Genomic DNA, 20,095 nt, shown 5'->3' with positions numbered 1-20,095 from the left:
TGAAGTAATTAAGAGTTTGTTTTCTTTTTAGTAGGATTTAAAAGAATGGCGTATACTTCAATTCCAAACCCGATAAGTACAAGTGTTGGTGCTAAACGGATTCTTCTGAAGCTAAATATCTCTGGATTGAACACATTTGGGTCGTTGCTTCCTCCGCCACTCATCAAAATAAAACCTATAATAATGAAAGCCAACCCTATAAACATAAAAAGGTAGTTTTTCTTCTGAAATATAAAACCGTTATCGGGTGTATGTTGAGATTCTTTTTTCACGAGATTGTTTTTAATAATATAAATCGTCTGTTCTTAAATTTAAGAAACGTTGGGTTGCAATATACGTACTAATCCAAGTAATTATAATTCCCATCACAAAAATTCCTGCAAATAATGCTGCTAGAATAAGTGGTTCGGAAAGTAAATTTAATTGTGGCATTTTTACATCAACATAATATAAAAGTCCGGCCATAGCGATAATTGCTACGATGGCACCCACCATTCCCAGTTTAACGCTTGTCCAAATAAACGGTCTGCGAATAAAACGTTTGGTGGCTCCAACCATTTGCATTGTTTTAATAATAAAACGTTTTGAGTAAACCGAAAGACGGATGGAACTGTTTATGAGTAATACGGCTATGAGTGTAAAAACTGCGCTTGCAATTAAAATCCAGAAACTCATTCGTTTTACATTTTCGTTGAGTAACGAAATTAAAGGTTTGTCGTACGAAACTTCGGCAACATATTCTTTTTTACTTAAATCGTCTGCAATTTTTTGGATGCTATCGGTGGCTACATACTGCGCGTTTAGATGCACATCGATAGAGTTTTGAAGCGGATTGTAACCTAAAAACTCTAAAAAGTTTTCGCCAATTTCTTTACTATGCGCTTCTGCAGCTTCTTCTTTCGAAACAAAAGTTGCAGTTTTAGTGTACTCGGTCATTGCCAAACTTTTTTGAAGCTGATTGATTTCAACCTCCTTGGCGTTGTCTTTTAAAAATACCGTAATAGCCACTTGTTCTTTAAAATGATTTGCTAGTTTTTTGGTGTTGATGACCAAAAGCCCTAATACTCCCAATAAAAATAAAACAAGTGCAATACTTAGAATTACAGAAAAGTATGAAGATATTAATTTGCGTTTTTGGTAGCGCTCAAAAGACTTGCTCATATAATAAATATAATTGGATGTGTAAAAGTAATAAAGTAAATTTAATCGCTATAATTTAAAACGTGTAAGATTGCGATTAAATTATAAATTGAATATAGCCTTTTGAAAAATTGTACAGATGAAATTACAAACCGAAGTAAACAACTTAAAATTAGCTGGAAATTTAGACTTGTTAGCAAACCAAGTGGTGGAAGGCTTTATTAGCGGAATGCATAAGAGTCCGTTTCATGGGTTTTCTTCGGAATTTGCCGAGCATAAAATTTACAACCAAGGTGAAAGTACACGTAATATCGATTGGAAACTATTTGGTAGAACCGATAAGTTGTACACCAAAAAGTATGATGAAGAAACCAATTTACGGTGTCATATTATTGTCGATAATTCTGCTTCGATGCATTATCCTGCGTTAAAAAATCAGTCGGTACAACAATTAAATAAAATTGGATTTTCGGCTTTGGCATCGGCTTCATTGATGAAGATTTTCAAAAAGCAACGCGATGCTGTAGGTTTAAGTGTTTATGCTGATAGTTATGAGTTTTATGCTCCCGAGAAAGGAAGCGAGCGTCATCAACATTTGTTGCTTCATGCGTTAGAATCGATGTTAACTTCAGAAAAAAAAGAAATTTCAGCAACAAAAACGTATACATATTTACATCAAATTTCCAATAAAATTCATCGTAGAAGTCTTATTTTCTTGTTTACTGATTTATTTCAGACGGAAACCAATCAAGAAGAATTGTTTAAAGCACTTCAGCATTTAAAATACAATAAGCACGAGGTTGTTTTTTTTCATGTGATGGATAAAGAAAAGGAGTTTGATTTTTCGTTTGATAATACTCCAAAGCGTTTTGTTGATGTTGAAACTGGGGCTTCCATCGATTTGTATGCCGATAATGTAAAAGAAGCTTATGAAGATTTGATGCAAAAGTTTCAGCAAACAATAAAAATACAATGTGCAAAGTATCAAATTAAGTATGTGGCTGTAGATGTGAACAAGAATTTCAATAAAATTTTACAAACATATTTAGTTGAACGTCAAAAATTTAAATAGTATTGAGCTTTAATTTATTTAATTTTTGTAAAAAAATACTTGTGGAATTAAAAAAGCGATGTATATTTGCACTCGCAATAGCAAAAGGTCTGGTAGTTCAGCTGGTTAGAATACATGCCTGTCACGCATGGGGTCGCGGGTTCGAATCCCGTCCAGACCGCTAAAAGCAAAAAGCTTCAATGAGAATTGAGGCTTTTTTAGCATTAAAATAGTTGTGTTGTTCAGTGGTAGAAATACTGCTGAAGGTTTAGTAGTTAAACCAATGAAAGGCTTTCCTCTCGACCATGTCGAGTTGTTGAAGGCTTTTTTTATACATAATTATTAAATAAGGTTTGCATAATAAAGAATAGCGTGTATATTTGCACTCGCAAAATAAAGGTCTGGTAGTTCAGCTGGTTAGAATACATGCCTGTCACGCATGGGGTCGCGGGTTCGAATCCCGTCCAGACCGCAAAAAGCTTCAACAATTGTTGAGGCTTTTTTTGTTTTTAGACTGTTTTTGTTTTGTTTCGAAGCGACTTATAAATTTCCCTTTTGTTTTAATTTAGAAAGCATTAACTTTATTTTGAAGTCAAAATAAGCTTTTGTAAGCAGATATTATTAAATTTGTAAGGAATTAAAATACAAAGTATAAGAATATGCGTGTAGCAATATTGGATGATCATAAAATGATTACCGACATGGTTGTAGGAATACTGGAAAATGTTCCAGAAGTAAGAAGTAAGCAATCTTTTACTTCGCATCCAGAGTTTATAGCGTATATTAAAAGTAATGATGTAAACCTTATTATTATTGATGTTTTTATGCCTGAAAAAAATGGGTTAGAAATTATCAAAGAGATTCGAGAATTTAGCAAGGTTAAAGATTTAAAAATAATTGTACTTTCTTCGTCTGTATCTACAAAAATAATGAAGGATGCAATATCGTTTGGAGCGAATGCATATGTAACTAAGCAAGATGCAATCTCCGAACTTATCGAAGCGATAGTTCATTTTAAACAGAATAACGAAAAACCATATTTTAGTCAAAATGCTACATTGGCAATGGTTGACAACTTCAACAAAAAAGAAGTAAAACTTTCTCCACGCGAATTACAGTTACTTAACTTAATGTGTGATGGAATGACTGCAAAAGAAATTGCATACGAATTAGATTTAAGTGTAAATACAATTCATTTTTACAGCAAGCGCTTAATGGCTAAAATGGATGTAAATAGAACTGTAGATTTAATTTTAAAAGCAATTGAAGAGGGTTACGTACTCTCTAAATAACACTTCTGATAAATATACAAAACATAATATATTGATTTTCAGTAAAATAAAATATATACATTAAAATTAATGTATATGTTTATAGAATTTCACTGTACCCATTTTTTTATTTTATTCGCATACGTGCTATACTTTTGTCTACGAGTTAGAGCTCAATAAACATTTAGTTTATGAGGTTGACTTTAGGTTGGTTTATTGATTAAGGCTTAAGGTTAGAGAGTAATAGTAGGTAGAAATTAGTAGGTTTTTTTATTTGGTTTGATATAGATTATTCTGTATCGCTATTCTTTCCTTAAGCCTTTTTATTTGAAAAATAATTTTTTCGCAAGAAACTTCTCTATTCATTGTAAGAATTCCCCTTTTTTATAATGATTTTTTACAAACCCAATAGTTAGTGTAATTGTTAATTAGCTTGATCTATGAAGATATTAGTACATGATTCGCAAAGCGCATTCTCAAAACTATTGCAGAAAAGCGCGTTAGTAGCAGAGGCTTTTGAGGTTTGTGAAACTTTTGAAGCAATCAATTTAAAAGCGGAAGATTACGTAGCCGTTATTTTCTTTGCTTATACTCCAGAAGAACTGTTGGATTTGCTTGAAGTGTACAAACAAAATATCCCAATAATATTATGCTCGTCGGATAAAGACGTGTATGAGAAAGCTAAAAATATCTACGGACTTATAGCTGTAGATATGTCTACACACAAAAACGAAATTGTAAACTATTTCAATTCATTATTGGTAATGGCTGCATAAGCCCAAAACACTTTTGATATGACACACTTTTTAATAGCAAAATCTAGTTTTTTTGCCACCATCGCAGGTTCAGGATATGAAGTATTATTAATACTCCTTTTCATATTATTCATTTTTAGAAAAAAACTTATTTGAGTTAGCACTAGTTTAAGTTAAAATTTCATCCTTGTTACTTTTTGAAGCAAGGATTTTTTTTGTGCCTTTTTTTCTTATTCATTTTACCACCTTAAATAGTACTTTTGTAAAATGGTAGATTATATTATAGTAGGAGTCGGATTGGGAGGAATAGCCTTTTGCGAAACTTTAGAGGAACAGCAAAAATCATTTGTGGTATTTGATGACGATTCTCAGCAGTCGTCAAATGTGGCAGGTGGAATGTACAATCCAGTAACTTTGAAGCGTTTTACAGCTGTGTGGAAATCTCAAGAGCAGTTAGAATTACTTACGCCATATTATAAAAAATTAGAAGATAAGCTTTCGATTAAAATAGATCACAAGCTTCAAGTGCTTCGTAAGTTTGCTTCTATTGAAGAGCAAAATACTTGGTTTGAAGCTTCCGATAAACCAAACTTACAACCCTTTCTTTCTACTTCATTACTTAAAAATACAAATCAAAAAATAAATGCGCCACTTGGTTTTGGAGAAGTGTTGCATACGGGGCGTGTTGATGTAAATAAATTACAACTGCATTATATTTCTTATTTAAAATCGCAGGCTAAGTTTTTTGCTGAACGTATTGATTATCAGCAATTACAAATTGAAGATGATTGTGTTATGTACAAAAATATCACAGCCAAGAAAATTGTTTTCTGTGAAGGTTTTGGTTTGCAATACAATCCGTTTTTTAATTATTTACCGTTAACAGGAACTAAAGGTGAACTTCTCGATATTGAAATTGAAGATTTCGACTTAGACTTTATTTTAAAATCGGGTGCTTTTATAATTCCCTTAGGTGGAAACAAATACAAAGTTGGAGCAACAAATAATTGGGCAGATAAAACAAATGAAATTACAACAGAGGCTCGCCACGAACTCGAAGAAAAATTACAAGGATTTTTAAAAAGCGACTATAAAGTTACCAACCAATTGGTGGGTATTCGTCCAACAGTTATTGATAGAAAACCGCTATTAGGGAATCATCCAAATCATAAAAATATCTTTATTTTAAACGGATTAGGAAGTCGCGGGGTAATGATATCTCCTTATGTTGCTCAGAAGCTATTTGATTATATCGAGAATGAAATTTCTTTAGAAAAAGAAATTGATATTAAAAGGTTTGAAAATAAATATTTCAAAGCCATGTAAACATGAATGTGTTATACTATTTAGTTACTGATTAACATTAGGTTTTGCGCTATTTTTCTTCACGGCATTAGCATCGTATTTAATAAAAATGTTAATCCAGATATTTCGAGACCATCGCATAATTACAGGCATAAAAACAATCATTGTTGCGATAATAGCATAGAAAGAAGTTTTTAAGCTCGTCCCAATAAACAAATAGGAAATTATAAACGCAGCAACAGCAAAAGCCACTCCAACAGCATAACTCACATACATAGCACCATAGAAAAATGAAGGCTCAATTTTGTATTTTGTACCACAACTAGAACAATGCTCATTCATGTGCAAAGTTTCGCTGGGGTTGTACATATTTTTACTTGCGTACATACTTTCTTCTTGGCATTTTGGGCAAGTTCCTGTTAAAATACTGTATAGTTTGCTTCCTTTTTTTAACATTTGCAAAAATTTTAAACAAAAGTACTATATTCTAGTGTCTTTTTAATTGATAATTACCACTAAAATGTTGAATGTTCACAACCTTTCTGTCTCTTTTGGAGGCGAATATTTATTTGAAGAAATAGCTTTTAGGCTGAGTCCTGGAGACCGTGTTGGTCTGATTGGGAAAAATGGAGCAGGAAAGTCGACCATGTTGAAGCTACTTTCAAAAGAAATGGAGCCAGATAGTGGTGTTATTTCTACGGATAAAGAAGTTCGAATAGGATTTTTAAAGCAAGATATCGACTTTGTTTTAGGAAATACGGTGCTTGAAGAGGCGTATCAAGCTTTTGAAGAAATTAAAGCCTTAGAGCTCCAATTGGATGAAATTAACAGACAATTGGCAGAGCGTACCGATTATGAAAGTGAATCATACAACCAGTTAATTATCGATTTAAGCGATTTAACGCATCGATATGAAATTCTTGGTGGTTATAACTACCAAGGGAAAACCGAGCGTGTACTTTTAGGGCTTGGTTTTAAAAGAGACGATTTTGATAAACTTACAGATACTTTCTCTGGTGGGTGGCGTATGCGTATCGAACTTGCTAAACTTTTACTTCAAGATAATGATGTGCTATTGCTCGATGAGCCTACCAACCACCTCGATATCGAGTCTATTATTTGGTTGGAGCAGTTTTTGAAAGTGTATGCAGGAGTGGTGGTAATTGTTTCGCATGATAAAATGTTTTTAGATAATGTTACCAACCGAACCATAGAAATTTCGCTTGGAAAAGCATACGATTATAATAAACCTTATTCTGAATATTTAACCTTGCGTGCCGAAATGCGCGAGCTTCAAATGAACGCCCAAAAGAATCAGGAGAAGCAAATTCAGCAGACAGAAAAATTAATCGAGAAGTTTAGAGCAAAAGCATCTAAGGCTTCCATGGCGCAATCGCTTATCAAAAAGTTAGATAAAGTAGAGCGTATTGAGGTTGATGAAGAAGACAACGCAGTAATGAATATTCGTTTTCCTGTTTCGGTACAACCAGGAAGAGTGGTGGTAGAGGCAGAAGGTGTTGGTAAAAATTATGGTGATAAAGTTGTGTTAAACAACGTCAACATGATGATTGAGCGTAATACAAAAACGGCTTTTGTTGGGCAAAACGGACAAGGGAAAACAACTTTAGCAAAAATTATTGTTGGAGAAATTAAGAATACTGGAGAACTCAAACTGGGTCACAATGTGCAAATAGGATATTTTGCACAAAACCAGGCGGAATATCTAGATGGTGAAAAAACTATTTTGGATACCATGCTCGATGAAGCGCGCGACAGTAACAGGTCGAAAGTTAGAGATATGTTGGGAGCTTTTTTGTTTAGAGGAGACGATGTAGATAAAAAGGTGAAAGTACTTTCTGGAGGGGAGCGAAACAGACTTGCGCTGTGTAAAATGTTACTGCATCCGTTTAATGTTTTGGTAATGGATGAGCCTACCAATCACCTCGATATTAAATCGAAAAATGTACTTAAAGAAGCACTTAAAAATTTCGAAGGGACCTTGTTATTAGTTTCTCACGACAGGGATTTTTTACAAGGCTTGACCGACAGTGTTTATGAGTTTAGAGACCATCAAATAAAACAATATCTAGGGGATATTAATTTTTATTTAGAAGAAAGAAAAATGGACGACTTTAGAGCAGTTGAGAAAAAAACGGAAGTTGCAAAAACTACTCCAAAAGAAGAAACTGCTCAGAAGTTATCATTTGAAGACCAAAAAAAGCTAAAGGCTTTAAAAAATAAAATCAGTAAGGCCGAAACTACGGTAGCCGATTTGGAAAGAGAAATTGCTTCTATTGATGCTGAACTTGCTGAAAATCATGATGAATTAATTGCAAAGCCAGACTTTTTTAAGAACTATAATAAGAAAAAAGAGCTCTTAGAAAAAGAAACTGAAGCGTGGTATTTACTGACAGAAGAATTGAATAACTTACAATAATTGTGTATTTCATCGAAAAAATATGCATTTTACGGAATTATAAGCTAACTTGTAAGTATATTAGTGGTGTAGTACAATCAACCATTTTATAATTTACGCGTCACTAGGGTTAAAGAAACTTGATCCATATTTTAGTTAGTTTGTTTGATTGATTTACGGAGTGTTGGTTTTTCCAACACTCTTTTTTTTGTGTAAGGTTTTTGTTGTCTTGATAACTAATGTAAATTCAACATTAGAAAGATGAATATGTGTTTTAAATCAGTCTTGACTTTTTTGTTTCGTTTTTGTGTCAAGACAAAAATGAAAACACTAATAAAAAACTGGAATACATATAATTAATATTTATATCGAACTCAAATTAACAAAGTAGCTATGTTTGAACATTTTTTTCAGTGTCCGTATTGTTGGGAAGAAGTCTCTATGTTGTTAGATACTTCTGTAAGTCAGATGTATATTGAAGATTGTGAGGTTTGCTGTAATCCAATTCAAGTGCACGTGGAGTTTGTTAATGGCGAATTGGAATCTTTTTCTGCTGAAAATATTGAGCAATAATTAAGCTGTATAAACTACACTATCTACTAGCCCTGATTGAGCCAAATACCGTGTATAGGCGAAAGCCTGTCTACCGATAGGCAGGCAGGTAACAGCCTTTGCTGGGAAGCGCATGCTAAAGTGCTTCTAATAAAATTAATTATTATTTTTTATCTGATTGATTTCGTTTTTCAAGGCTACAAGTGTTTGCTGTATTTGCGACAAAGCAATATTGCCGGCACTTTCGTCGAGTTCGGAACTTATTTTACTTTGTACTTCCCACAACTCCTGGATTTGATGAGTTTGGATGGTTATTGGTGGATAGTCTGGATTGATGGAAATGAGCGATAAATGCTCGTTGCTGTCGTGTTTTTGGATTTTTTTTACCAATACGGTATCGTGCATAACCACGATACAAATAGTATGATTTTTTAAAGAATTTACACTTTCTACAGCTTTTCCGAGTACCCATTCTTTAGGGTGAAGCATAGGTAACATACTGTCTCCTTCCACCTGAAAACCGCGGTAGGTGGCGTTTCGATATTCTGGCAGCGGAATGGTAAATGCAGGCAACTCTTCGTACCAGTCGAGATCTTGGATATTGTGCGGGTAACCCGCTGCAGCTTTTACATTTACCAAGACTATACCTTCATTGTTTTCGGGCGTTACGGTAAGTACTTTTGGTGAAGTATCTATAGTGGTGTTGAGTTTTTGTTGCGTGCTTTTGCCGTAAAGCCAAAGCGGATTTATTTGAAAATGCTCGATTAAAGCTATCAAAATACTCCCTGAAATTTTCGATTTCCCACGTTCGATATCGGCAGTCGAATTTTTCACACCAAGCACTTCTGCAAAGCTTTGTTGCGTGTGGTTGAGCTTTTCTCTTATTTCTTTAAACCTAATAACTTCTATTGGGAGTGCTGTTTTCATATACTAACCGAATACTTTTGACAATGTAAATATATAAAATTTTCGGAAAAATTCCTTTTTATTGGAAAATTTCCATACATTTGAAATGTGATTTTAAACTTTTAAGCTAATTTACTTAAAGATATGAAGCTATCGACATTTAATATTGGAAATTTTCCAAAATTTATAAAAATGCTAAAAAGTCGGTTTTTTCGTATCGATACAAAACAAGATACTATGAAAACAATTTTAATTTACGACGGAAGTTTTACAGGTTTTTTAACTGCAGTGTATAGAGTTTTTGAAGCAAATTTAAAAGAGGTGTCTATTGTGAAGCCAAAACATTACACTCCAGATATGTTTGCAACTTCGGAGGAGATAATTTCTTCGGAAGTGAAAGCGAAACGTGTATGGAATTCTTTGGAAATTAAGGCGACAAAGTACAGTGCAAATCAAGTTTACAAAGCGTTTTTGAGTGAAATTAAAGGTACTGAAGATGTGTTACTGCGATATATAAAATATGTGTACGTTTCTGAGTCTTTTAATTGTGTTGATATGTCTAATGTAAATGCGTTACGTGTGCATCAAGTGGCAAGAATGGTTACTAGAGAGATGCATCATGTACAAGATTATTTAGATTTTAAAACGACTGAAGCTGGAGTTGACTTGGCAGTTGTAAATTCAAAATTTAATTTGTTGCCACTTATCGGAAGTTATTTTAAAAGAAAATATCCAACTAAGAAATGGTTTATTTATGATGCTCGTAGAGATTATGGATTGCTTTACGATTTAACTTCGGTTAAGCAAACAACTTTAGATGCAGTAAATGAAACTGAAATTTTAAGTCGCATAGGATTGCATAAAGGACTTTTGTTTGTAGATAAAGGAACTCAAGTTGCCATGAAGCAGTCAAAAAATACGTTGGTAGCGGTTTAAATTTCTGAAATTATTTAGTTAACGTGAGTTCTACATAAGAATGATGAATATGTAATAAATTTGACCTATTTAAAAAGCCTTGAAAATCAAGGAAGCGGCGTGGGCTGATAGATAAAAAGCTGTTTGAGCGTAGCGAGTTCTTTTTATCTGTGGAGGATGTTTCCGTAGATTTCCTTATGCTTTTTAAATCAGTCTTGACTTTTTTGTTTCGTTTTTGTGTCAAGACAAAAATGAAAGTGCGATTAAATAATTGAGATACAAATAGTTGATTTTTATTTATATTGACATTTATATCTAACTGAGGTAAGTTAATAAATAACTGTACCTTTTACAGAGCGGTCATACATAACAATACTGCCTGCAACTGCTACATTTAAACTGAATGTCGATTGAAATTTTATAAGCTTGTGAGATTTTTCAATTGCTTCGTTGCTTAGTCCGTGGTCTTCTGCGCCTAATAAATATACAGCACGTCTCGGATGTTGGAAATCCGATAAGAGTTCGGCTTCATCTGTTAATTCTACACCAATTAATAAAGCACTTTTTGGAAGGTGTTTGTAGAAATCTTCAAAAGTATCGTAATGGAAATATGGCATCGCGCCAACAGCTTTGTGGGTATCGCACGCTTGTTTGTGGTATCGATTTCCGATAGTAAAAATAAAACTAGCACCTAAGTTTTGAGCAGAACGCCATAACACACCTAAATTCTCAGGAGTTTTTCCGTTTTGAATTCCAATTCCAAAATATCCTTGTTCTAGATTGTCTATTTGCATGCAATGGAGTTTTTGCAAAGATGTGTAAAATTGATCCATAAAAAAAGCCTTTCGATTGAAAGGCTTTTTCTTCGTAGCGGGAACAGGACTCGAACCTGTGACCTTCGGGTTATGAGCCCGACGAGCTACCTACTGCTCTATCCCGCGATGTTTGCGAGTGCAAATATACAACGTTTTTATACATCTGCAAGGATAAAGTAGAAATAATTTTATTTTTTTTTCTTTTTCCCTTTTTTCTTTCGCCACTGCAAGGATTTAGTTACTTTAGTTTTTATGAATAAAATTAACGATGCTATAAGCGCACTCATTCCGTATGCCGAATGGGCAATGCTCTTCTTTGTTGTTGGAGGAGGACTGTTTTTATTGATCTATTCAAAGCTAAAACCTTACCGTATGTTTAAACATGCTATTGAGGTGGTGAGTGGTAAGCACGACGATCCAAACGATCCAGGGGAGATTAGTCACTTACAAGCTTTGTCATCGGCTGTTGCGGCAACTGTGGGATTGGGAAATATTTCTGGAGTTGCAATTGCTATTTATCAAGGCGGACCAGGCGTTGTTTTTTGGATGTGGCTCACAGCAATTATCGGAATGGTTATTAAATTTTATTCGTGTAGCTTGGCTGTAATGTTTCGTACGATTGATGAAACTGGAAAAATCGAATCCGGACCGATGCACTATATTACAAAAGGAATTGGACCTAAAGGAAAACCGCTAGCTATTTTCTTTTCGATTGCTGGTTTGGTAGGATTTTTAGGCGTGTTTACAGTAAACCAGTTTACACAAACTTTTATGACTGTTGTAAATCCAGATGTAAATATCGCCGCTTTAGGAGATTTTAATTGGAAATTAATCATAGGATTTACACTTTCAATAGTAACGTCGTTGGTTATTTTCGGCGGACTCAAAAAAATTGCTAAAGTGGCAACCGCTATTGTTCCTTTTATGGTGGCATTGTATTTTATAGCTGTTTTGGTTATCATGTTTACCAATTTAAGTGGTATTATCCCATCATTTAAACTTATTTTTGAAGAAGCTTTTAATTTCGAAACTGCAATTAAAGGAGGCTTTTGGGGCTTGGTTATTTTGGGTGTGAGAAGGGCAGTGTTTTCAAACGAATCTGGTTTGGGAAGTGCTCCAATGTATCATGGAGAGTCTAAAACCAACGAGCCCGTTCAAGAAGGTTTGGTCGCCATGTTAGGACCATTTATCGATACTATTATTGTTTGTACGCTTACAGCGCTTACCATAATTATTAGCGGAGCATATTTGGAGGCCGAAAGTAATGGTATTGCAATGACTTTGTTGGCTTTCGATAAATCGTTGTTTGGTTATGGAGATGTTCTGCTTATGCTTATCGTAGCAGCTTTTGCCATGTCAACCTTATTTACATACTCGTATTACGGTACAAAATGCTTAACCTTCCTTACCAATGTTAAAATCGGGAAGCTTTTTAATGTTTATTACGTAGCAACCATTACCTTTGCAGCAATTACTTCTGTTGGAGTTGTTATTAACTTAATAGATTTGGCTTACGCGCTTATGTGTATTCCAAATATGATAGCCGTTATTTACTTGGCGCCAAAAGTTAACAAATCAATGAAGTTGTATGTAAAAAAGATAAAAGATGGAGCAGCATAAGGCAGGATTTGTAAATATAATAGGAAATCCAAACGTTGGAAAATCTACATTGATGAATGCTTTTATTGGTGAGAAATTATCAATTATCACCTCAAAAGCACAAACTACTCGTCATCGTATTTTCGGAATTTTTAATGGTGATGATTTTCAGATTGTATTTTCTGATACTCCCGGAATTATCAAACCTGCATACGAGCTTCAGGCTTCCATGATGGATTTTGTGAAATCGGCTTTTGAAGATGCCGATGTCCTTATTTATATGGTTGAAATTGGTGAGAAGGAACTTAAAGACGAAGCTTTCTTCAATAAAATAACCAATTCAAAGCTACCTGTTTTATTACTGCTGAATAAAATTGATATCTCTTCGCAGGAAGTTTTGGAAGACCAAGTGCAATGGTGGAGTGAGAAAGTGCCAAACGCCGAAATATATCCAATTTCAGCATTGACAAATTTTAATATCGATACTGTTTTTAACCGAATTTTAGAGTTGCTTCCTGTATCTCCTCCTTTTTATCCGAAAGACCAAATTACCGATAAACCCGAACGTTTCTTTGTAAATGAAACAGTTCGAGAAAAAATATTAATCAACTACAAAAAAGAAATTCCGTATGCTGTAGAGGTAGAAACTGAAGAATTTCTTGAAGATGAAGATATTATTCGTATTCGCTCAGTTATTATGGTAGAGCGAGACACCCAAAAGGGAATTATTATCGGGCATAAAGGAGCCGCTTTGAAAAAAGTTGGAATTCAAGCTCGAAAAGATTTAGAGCAGTTTTTTGGGAAACAAGTACATATCGAAATTTATGTAAAGGTTAATAAAAACTGGCGCTCAAACCAAAACCAGTTAAAACGTTTTGGATATAACCAGAAATAAGTACTGCCGTAAATCGAGTAACAATAACTTTACGTTGCAACGAATAAGTAACATAAGTTTCCAAATCCAGTAACACTAACTTAAAGCAGCTTTAGTTTCTTTGGAGTCAACAAAAATCTAACCAATGAAACTAAGATTAATCCCTGCTATTGCAATGTTGGCAATAGTGCTAACTGCATGTCAAAGTGACGACGATGGTTCTGTAGTAGAAATTCCAGGTACTACAGAAGTTAATTTTCAACACTTATCTGTTATCAACGCTGGAGGAACTACCGAAATCTCTGCATTCGATGCAAACACCAAAAAATTATTTACTGTAAATCCAGATATGGATGCCGTAATGGTGTTCGATTTGTCGGATCTTTCCTCTCCAACGCAATTAGATATAATCGATGTAAGTGCTATCGGGACACCAAATAGTGTGTCGGTTTATGGAGATATGTTGGCAATTGCCGTAGAGGCAAGTAATAAGCAGGCTAACGGGAGCGTTCTTGTTTACAATACCGATACGCAAGCATTACAAAACACTTATACAGTTGGAGCTTTGCCAGATATGGTTTTATTTTCTCCTGACGGAAAATACTTAGTAACTGCCGATGAAGGAGAGCCAAGTTCTGATTATTTGGTAGACCCAAAAGGGAGCATCAGTATTATTGAAGTTGCATCAGGAAATGTGTCAACACTTACGTTCGACGCCTTTGAGAGTCAGCAAGCGACTTTATCGAGTAACGGATTTAGAGTTTTTGGTCCAGGGGCAAGTTTAGCTCAAGACATCGAACCAGAATATGTAGCAATCTCGGACGATTCTAAAACTGCGTGGGTTACACTTCAAGAAAATAATGGAATTGCCAAAGTAAATTTACAATCAAAGCAAATCGAAGCTATTTATCCGTTAGGGTTTAAAGACCATTCACTAGCAGAAAATGCACTAGATGCAAGTAATAAAGATGATGTTACCGAACTAAAAAACTGGCCAGTAAAAGGAGTTTTTATGCCAGATGCTATTAAACATGTAGCTATCGATGGTGCTTCTTATGTAATTACTGCCAACGAAGGAGATGCTAGAGATTACGATGCTTTTTCAGAAGAAGAAAGAATAAAAGATATTACACTAGATCCACTTGCGTTTCCAGATTTTGAAATGTTTCAAGAGGATGAAAACCTAGGAAGATTAAAAATTACTACAACATTAGGAGACACCGATGGTGATGGCGATTTTGACGAATTGTATGCCTACGGAGCACGTTCTTTTACGATTTGGTCTGAAAATGGAACCTTAGTGCACGATAGTGGAAGCGATATTGCTGCAAAAGTATTGGAGTTCACTCCAGAAAGTTTTAATGCAGATGAAGGAGAAGTGGACGGAAGAAGTGACGATAAAGGAGCCGAGCCAGAATCTGTAGAAGTGTTGCAAATGGGAGAACGCACTATCTTATTTGTAGGATTAGAAAGAAACAGCCAGGTAATGGTGTACGACATAAGTATTCCTACAGCACCAGAATTTATACAGATTTTAAGTAGATCTGGAGACGATGCCCCAGAGGGTGTACTTGCTATAAGCGCGGAAGACAGTCCGTCGGAAAAAGCTTTGCTTGTGGTAACCAATGAGGCTAGCGGAACAATCAGTATCTATCAGAATAATTAAGATTTTTAAATTAGTTTTAATTCCGTAGAAGAGGTTGTCTAAATATTTTAGGCAGCCTTTTCTTATTTTAAAAATGTAGATTTTTTAGCAGATTAATATTCTAAACTTTATTAGTGCTTGTGCATTGTTAAAACTAAAAAAATAGAATTACCTTTGCGCCATAAAAATTTAAGTATGAGTGCCATTGTAGCCATAGTAGGAAGACCAAATGTAGGAAAGTCGACACTTTTTAATCGAATGATAAAAAGAAGAGATGCTATTGTAGATGAAATAAGTGGTGTTACTCGCGATCGTCATTACGGAAAATCGGATTGGAACGGAAGAGAATTTTCGTTAATCGATACTGGAGGATATGTTGTTGGAAGTGACGATATTTTTGAAAAAGAAATAGATAAACAAGTAGAACTTGCCATCGATGAAGCCGATGTAATTATTTTTGTGGTTGATGTAGCTACAGGAGTTACAGGAATGGATGAGGAGGTAGCGCAGTTATTACGTCAAGTAAATAAACCTACTTTTTTAGCGGTAAATAAAGTTGATAGCGCGCTTAGAGAAGCCGATGCTGTAGAGTTTTACGCTTTAGGTTTAGGAGAATATTACACCATATCTAGTATCAACGGAAGTGGAACGGGAGAATTATTGGATGCTGTTGTTGAAAGTTTACCGGAAGATACTGGAGTGGTAGAAGAAGAGTTGCCAAGATTTGCCGTTGTTGGACGTCCAAATGCTGGGAAATCGTCTTTTATAAATGCACTTTTAGGTGAAGATAGATACATTGTAACCGATATTGCGGGTACAACTCGCGATAGTGTTGATACGAAATACAACCGTTTTGGTTTTGAATTTAATTTGGTTGATACCGCCGGAATTAGAAGAAAAGCTAAAGTAAAAGAAGATTTAGAATTTTATACCGTAATGCGTTCGGTGCGTGCTATCGAACATTCCGATGTTTGTTTGTTGGTACTCGATGCTACTCGTGGTTTTGAAGGTCAAGATTTAAATATTTTTTGGTTAGCCGAAAGAAACCGAAAAGGGATTGTAATTTTGGTCAATAAATGGGATTTAGTAGATAAAGATACACATACAGTTAAAAAGTTTGAAGCCTACATTCGTAAGCAAATCGAACCTTTTACCGATGTGCCAATTGTGTTTATTTCAGCCTTGTCAAAACAACGTATTTTTAAAGCAATTGAAACGGCTGTTGAGGTTTACAATAACAAAACAAAACGTATCACAACTTCAAAGTTGAATGATACTATGTTGCCAATTATCGAGAACACTCCACCACCTTCTCATAAAGGAAAGTATGTAAAAGTGAAATTCTGTACACAATTGCCAACACCAACACCTCAGTTTGCATTTTTTGCCAATTTACCGCAATATGTAAAAGAACCATATAGACGTTTTATTGAAAACAAACTTCGAGAAAACTTCGATTTTAACGGTGTTCCTGTACAGGTTTATTTCAGAAAAAAATAAAGACTGTTTTAAATTAAATAATCTAGTTTCCTTCAAACTGACCTATTTAAAAAGTGTTGAAAATCAAGGAAGCAGTGTTGGGTGAAAGATAAAAAGCTGTTTGAGCGTAGCGAGTTCTTTTTATCTGTGGAGGTAGTTTCCGTAGATTTTCTTATACTTTTTTAATCAGTCTTGACTTTTTTGTTTCGTTTTTGTGTCAAGACAAAAATGAAAGTCAATTATTGAAAAAAATCAATTGTTACTTTTTTGTAATTGAATTTATATAAAGTTGAGTTTCATACTAAGTAATTATACATTTCGAAACAAGGAAACCTTCAAATTCTAGTTAAAATATTATTAAAAAGTAAAAAATACGTTTATTGGTATTGATTTTATTCTATTTTCGAAGAAACTATACCAATACGTTATGATGCTATTTTTTAAAGCTATTTCTAGTTGCAGGACTGCAATAGAAATGTTTATGATCCAAAATTCCTCAAAAATTTTGATGCTTGTTAAACCTTCAGCACAAATAAAAGTCTTAGGAGTATGACAAGCTTAAAAAACAACCGAATGAAAGGAAAATTAGGATGCTTATTATTTCTAATTATTGGTTTTTACTCGTATGCTCAAGAGTATGAAATTACCGGAAGGGTAATCGACCAAAACACCAACGAGCCCTTAGAGGCTTCTACAATTTATGCCGAACGTGTTCAAGATAGTACGATGTTGTCGTACACAATTTCAGAACCAGACGGAATTTTTCACCTCGACTTAAATACTTCAGAAAAAAAGGTCAATTTATTTATTACTTACAACGGATATACGCCCGTAAAGAAAAGTATTACAATTGACAAGCGCATTATTTCTTTAGGCGATATTAAGCTTACCATACAAGCGGAACAACTTGAAGGAGTGAGCGTTGTGGGAGAGCGTGTTCCTATAAAAATTTCGAGAGATACCTTGGAGTTTAATGCGGGGTCTTTTAAAACGCGTCCCGATGCGAATGTGGAAGATGTGCTTAAAAAGCTTCCTGGAGTTGAGGTAGATACCGAAGGAAAAATTACCGTAAACGGAAAAGAAGTAAATAAGGTTTTGGTAAACGGACAAGTGTTTTTTAGCGATGATCCGAAGGTGGCAACTAAAAGCTTACCAAAAGAAATTATCGATAAAATCCAAATTTCCGATACCAAGTCTAAAACGCAAGAATTTACAGGAGACGATGGCGATGGCGAAACAAAAACCATCAATATCACCATTAAAAAAGATAAGAACAAGGGGTATATGGGGCGTGCTTCGTTGGGCTACGGTACCGATGAGCGTTATCAAGTAAACGGGCTCCTTAATTATTTTAAAGACAAAGAGCGTATCAGTTTTATTGCGAGTTCGAATAATATAAATAACGCTGGGTTTTCTTTTGATGAAATTTATGACATGGTAGGGAATACTCGTGGCGGTTATTCTACTTTAAATGATAATGGATTGGTTAATAACTACGGAAGAGGAATTACAACTTCTTCAACCATTGGAGCTAGTTATGCCAATGCTGAAAAAGATGCTTACGAGTTGAGTGCAAATTACTTTTTTGCATATAGCGACTCTTATAACAATCAGAAAACATCAAGAGAAAATTTATTGCCAGAAGGGAGTTTCTTTACCGATAGCGAATCTCGTTTTGAAGGTTCGACCAATTCCAACAAAGGTTCGGCAAATTTAGAGTTTGACATCGATGAGACTTTACGAATTTCGTTGGAACCTTCATTAAATGTAACGCGTACCAATTCTTTCGATACAAGTGCTACGAGCTCTACAAATGTAGATGGAGAATTATCAAATAGTAATGATGTACAAACAGTTGATGACGGTTTACAAAGGAATTTTTCGAATAATTTAAATGTGCTTAAAAAGTTGGATTCCATTGGGAAGTTTATCCGATTTACTTTTTCGAATGCAAATAATAAAAATGAAAACGAATCGAATTTTCAATCTACGCGAGAAGTTTTTGGAGACAATGCAAGTTTGGAAAATGTAAATCAGTTTACAACTACCGACAACAGAACCGATAATTACAATGTAGAATTGTCGTACAGACAACCGCTAGGGAATCAATATTTCTTAGATTTTGGTTATGGGTATAGCACTAAGAAGCAACGTAATGAAAACGATGTTTTTGATTTTGATGCTTCTTCTGACGGCTACACAGATTTTAATGATGATTTGAGTACCAATTTTGAGTTTACAAACAATCAGCAAACACCATCTTTTGGCATCCGTAGAGATGGTGAAAAATGGCGTTGGAGAATTGGAGCAGATTATGCTTTAACCGACATCAGCAATAAAGATTTTTTACACGAAGGTACTTTTAAAAGGAATTACGAAAATTTCTTGCTTAACGCTTCGTCGACTTACAGATTTAGTCAGAATATGCGTTTTCGAGTAAATTACCGTACCAGTATCGATGTGCCATCGGTTGGGCAATTACAGCCAGTTGTAAATATCAATAACCCGCTAAATATTAGACAAGGAAATCCAGATTTGGATGTTTCTAAAACGCATCGACTGTCTTTAAACTTTAATAATTTCAATTGGCGTGAGCGTACCGGGATTTTTGTGTACGCAGGAGGAGAAATTCAAGATGATAAAGTGGTAAGTGTTACTACTACGGATGAAGATTTATTGAGAACAACTACTTTTACCAACGTTAACGGAAATTACAACGCATATTTAGGACTTGGATATACCAAGCAAATTAAAAAAGATACTACCTATACGGTGAAATTTAATTTCCGCCCGAATGTTAACTACAGTAGAGATGTAAGTTTTAATAACGGACAGGAGCTTGTTGCAAAACAATTTAGCGTTAGCCCGAGAATTAGTACAACTTTTAATTATTTAGAGTTGTTAGAAATCGAGCCAGGGTACAATATTTCGTACAACAATACCAAGTATAACATTGAGCGCTTTGAAGATATTGAGTTTATATCGCATACGGCTTCGTTAAGAACAACAACATATTGGCCAGAAAATGTGGTTTGGGGTAACGATATAAATTATAACTACAACGGGAATGTTTCCGATGACTTTGATAAAGATGCGCTGTTTTGGAATATGAGTTTAGGGTATCAGTTTTTGGATAAAAGAGCTACTTTTAAAGTCTTGGCATACGATTTATTAAATCAAAACAATAACGTATCAAGAACAACTGGAGCCGATTATATTCAAGATTACCAAAGTACGGTGTTAACACAATACTTTATGGCTAGTTTAAGTATAAAATTCGACCGATTTGGAGGAAAACCTGGTCCTGGAGGTCCTGGTGGTGGAAGAAGAAGACCGCCACCACCTAGAGGTTAAATTACATAAAAAAATCCG

Annotated in this window: 17 protein-coding genes and 3 tRNA genes; 14 read left to right on the top strand and 6 right to left on the bottom strand. The window is 34.6% G+C overall.

The window, feature by feature from the left end; all coding sequences use genetic code 11:
• Positions 1-8 precede the first annotated feature (8 nt).
• Together JMA43_RS00640 and JMA43_RS00635 are read right to left on the bottom strand one after the other, a co-directional pair.
• A complete protein-coding gene (locus JMA43_RS00640; protein ID WP_342153897.1) occupies positions 9-272 on the bottom strand; it encodes a DUF3098 domain-containing protein in 264 nt (87 codons plus the stop codon).
• Between the two features lie 10 nt (positions 273-282).
• Positions 283-1,161, bottom strand: coding sequence for a cell division protein FtsX (locus JMA43_RS00635; protein WP_342153895.1), 879 nt, complete (start codon positions 1,159-1,161; stop codon positions 283-285).
• 118 nt (positions 1,162-1,279) lie between these two features.
• Here JMA43_RS00635 and JMA43_RS00630 point away from each other — a divergent pair, with 118 nt between their 5' ends.
• The 6 genes from JMA43_RS00630 (at position 1,280) to JMA43_RS00605 (ending at position 5,543) form a co-directional block, all read left to right on the top strand.
• Entirely contained in the window at positions 1,280-2,212 is a 933-nt protein-coding gene (locus tag JMA43_RS00630; protein WP_342153893.1) for a DUF58 domain-containing protein, read from the top strand.
• Between the two features lie 86 nt (positions 2,213-2,298).
• Positions 2,299-2,372: transfer RNA gene (locus JMA43_RS00625), tRNA-Asp, on the top strand.
• A 217-nt stretch (positions 2,373-2,589) separates the two neighbouring features.
• A tRNA-Asp gene (locus JMA43_RS00620) sits at positions 2,590-2,663 on the top strand.
• A gap of 187 nt (positions 2,664-2,850) precedes the next feature.
• Positions 2,851-3,483, top strand: a complete 633-nt coding sequence (locus JMA43_RS00615; RefSeq protein ID WP_342153891.1) for a response regulator transcription factor — start codon at positions 2,851-2,853, stop codon at positions 3,481-3,483.
• A 419-nt stretch (positions 3,484-3,902) separates the two neighbouring features.
• Complete coding sequence (locus JMA43_RS00610; protein WP_342153888.1) at positions 3,903-4,238, top strand: hypothetical protein; 336 nt, start codon at positions 3,903-3,905, stop codon at positions 4,236-4,238.
• A gap of 246 nt (positions 4,239-4,484) precedes the next feature.
• Complete coding sequence (locus tag JMA43_RS00605; RefSeq protein ID WP_342153886.1) at positions 4,485-5,543, top strand: NAD(P)/FAD-dependent oxidoreductase; 1,059 nt, start codon at positions 4,485-4,487, stop codon at positions 5,541-5,543.
• 24 nt (positions 5,544-5,567) lie between these two features.
• Here JMA43_RS00605 and JMA43_RS00600 read toward each other — a convergent pair whose 3' ends face one another.
• Positions 5,568-5,978: a DUF983 domain-containing protein gene (locus JMA43_RS00600; RefSeq protein WP_342153884.1), complete on the bottom strand. Its 411-nt coding sequence runs from the start codon at positions 5,976-5,978 to the stop codon at positions 5,568-5,570.
• A gap of 64 nt (positions 5,979-6,042) precedes the next feature.
• Between JMA43_RS00600 and JMA43_RS00595 the strand changes: the two genes are divergently transcribed.
• Together JMA43_RS00595 and JMA43_RS00590 are read left to right on the top strand one after the other, a co-directional pair.
• Positions 6,043-7,959: an ABC-F family ATP-binding cassette domain-containing protein gene (locus tag JMA43_RS00595; protein WP_342153882.1), complete on the top strand. Its 1,917-nt coding sequence runs from the start codon at positions 6,043-6,045 to the stop codon at positions 7,957-7,959.
• A gap of 372 nt (positions 7,960-8,331) precedes the next feature.
• Complete coding sequence (locus JMA43_RS00590; RefSeq protein WP_342153880.1) at positions 8,332-8,511, top strand: CPXCG motif-containing cysteine-rich protein; 180 nt, start codon at positions 8,332-8,334, stop codon at positions 8,509-8,511.
• Between the two features lie 135 nt (positions 8,512-8,646).
• Here JMA43_RS00590 and JMA43_RS00585 read toward each other — a convergent pair whose 3' ends face one another.
• Positions 8,647-9,417 (bottom strand): LexA family transcriptional regulator, encoded by a 771-nt coding sequence (locus JMA43_RS00585; protein ID WP_342153878.1) that lies wholly within the window; start codon positions 9,415-9,417, stop codon positions 8,647-8,649.
• Between the two features lie 216 nt (positions 9,418-9,633).
• On the opposite strand from JMA43_RS00585, the gene JMA43_RS00580 reads away from it, so the two are divergent.
• Positions 9,634-10,332 carry a TIGR03915 family putative DNA repair protein gene (locus tag JMA43_RS00580; RefSeq protein WP_342153877.1) on the top strand — a complete coding sequence of 233 codons (699 nt, stop codon included), beginning with the start codon at positions 9,634-9,636 and terminating at the stop codon, positions 10,330-10,332.
• Positions 10,333-10,640: 308 nt separating this feature from the next.
• On the opposite strand, the gene JMA43_RS00575 is transcribed toward JMA43_RS00580, so the two are convergent.
• On the bottom strand, positions 10,641-11,105 hold the full coding sequence (locus JMA43_RS00575) for an RNA methyltransferase (protein ID WP_342153875.1): 465 nt from the start codon (positions 11,103-11,105) through the stop codon (positions 10,641-10,643).
• Positions 11,106-11,179: 74 nt separating this feature from the next.
• A tRNA-Met gene (locus tag JMA43_RS00570) sits at positions 11,180-11,252 on the bottom strand.
• Between the two features lie 126 nt (positions 11,253-11,378).
• On the opposite strand from JMA43_RS00570, the gene JMA43_RS00565 reads away from it, so the two are divergent.
• The 5 genes from JMA43_RS00565 to JMA43_RS00545 all read left to right on the top strand — a co-directional run bounded on the left by JMA43_RS00565 (position 11,379) and on the right by JMA43_RS00545 (position 20,077).
• Positions 11,379-12,746, top strand: a complete 1,368-nt coding sequence (locus tag JMA43_RS00565; protein ID WP_342153873.1) for an alanine/glycine:cation symporter family protein — start codon at positions 11,379-11,381, stop codon at positions 12,744-12,746.
• Positions 12,733-13,620, top strand: coding sequence for a GTPase Era (era, locus tag JMA43_RS00560; RefSeq protein WP_342153871.1), 888 nt, complete (start codon positions 12,733-12,735; stop codon positions 13,618-13,620). The genes JMA43_RS00565 and era overlap by 14 nt, the downstream gene beginning before the upstream one ends.
• 124 nt (positions 13,621-13,744) lie before the next feature.
• On the top strand, positions 13,745-15,265 hold the full coding sequence (locus JMA43_RS00555) for a choice-of-anchor I family protein (protein ID WP_342153869.1): 1,521 nt from the start codon (positions 13,745-13,747) through the stop codon (positions 15,263-15,265).
• Positions 15,266-15,439: 174 nt separating this feature from the next.
• Positions 15,440-16,744, top strand: a complete 1,305-nt coding sequence (gene der, locus JMA43_RS00550) for a ribosome biogenesis GTPase Der (protein ID WP_342153867.1) — start codon at positions 15,440-15,442, stop codon at positions 16,742-16,744.
• Positions 16,745-17,296: 552 nt separating this feature from the next.
• Positions 17,297-20,077, top strand: a complete 2,781-nt coding sequence (locus JMA43_RS00545) for an outer membrane beta-barrel protein (protein WP_342153865.1) — start codon at positions 17,297-17,299, stop codon at positions 20,075-20,077.
• Positions 20,078-20,095 lie beyond the last annotated feature (18 nt).

Source organism: Joostella sp. CR20 (assembly GCF_038433465.1).
Classification (GTDB): domain Bacteria; phylum Bacteroidota; class Bacteroidia; order Flavobacteriales; family Flavobacteriaceae; genus Galbibacter.
The sequence above is the reverse complement of the archived record's forward strand: the minus strand, read 5'-3'. Positions and strand labels throughout refer to the sequence as shown.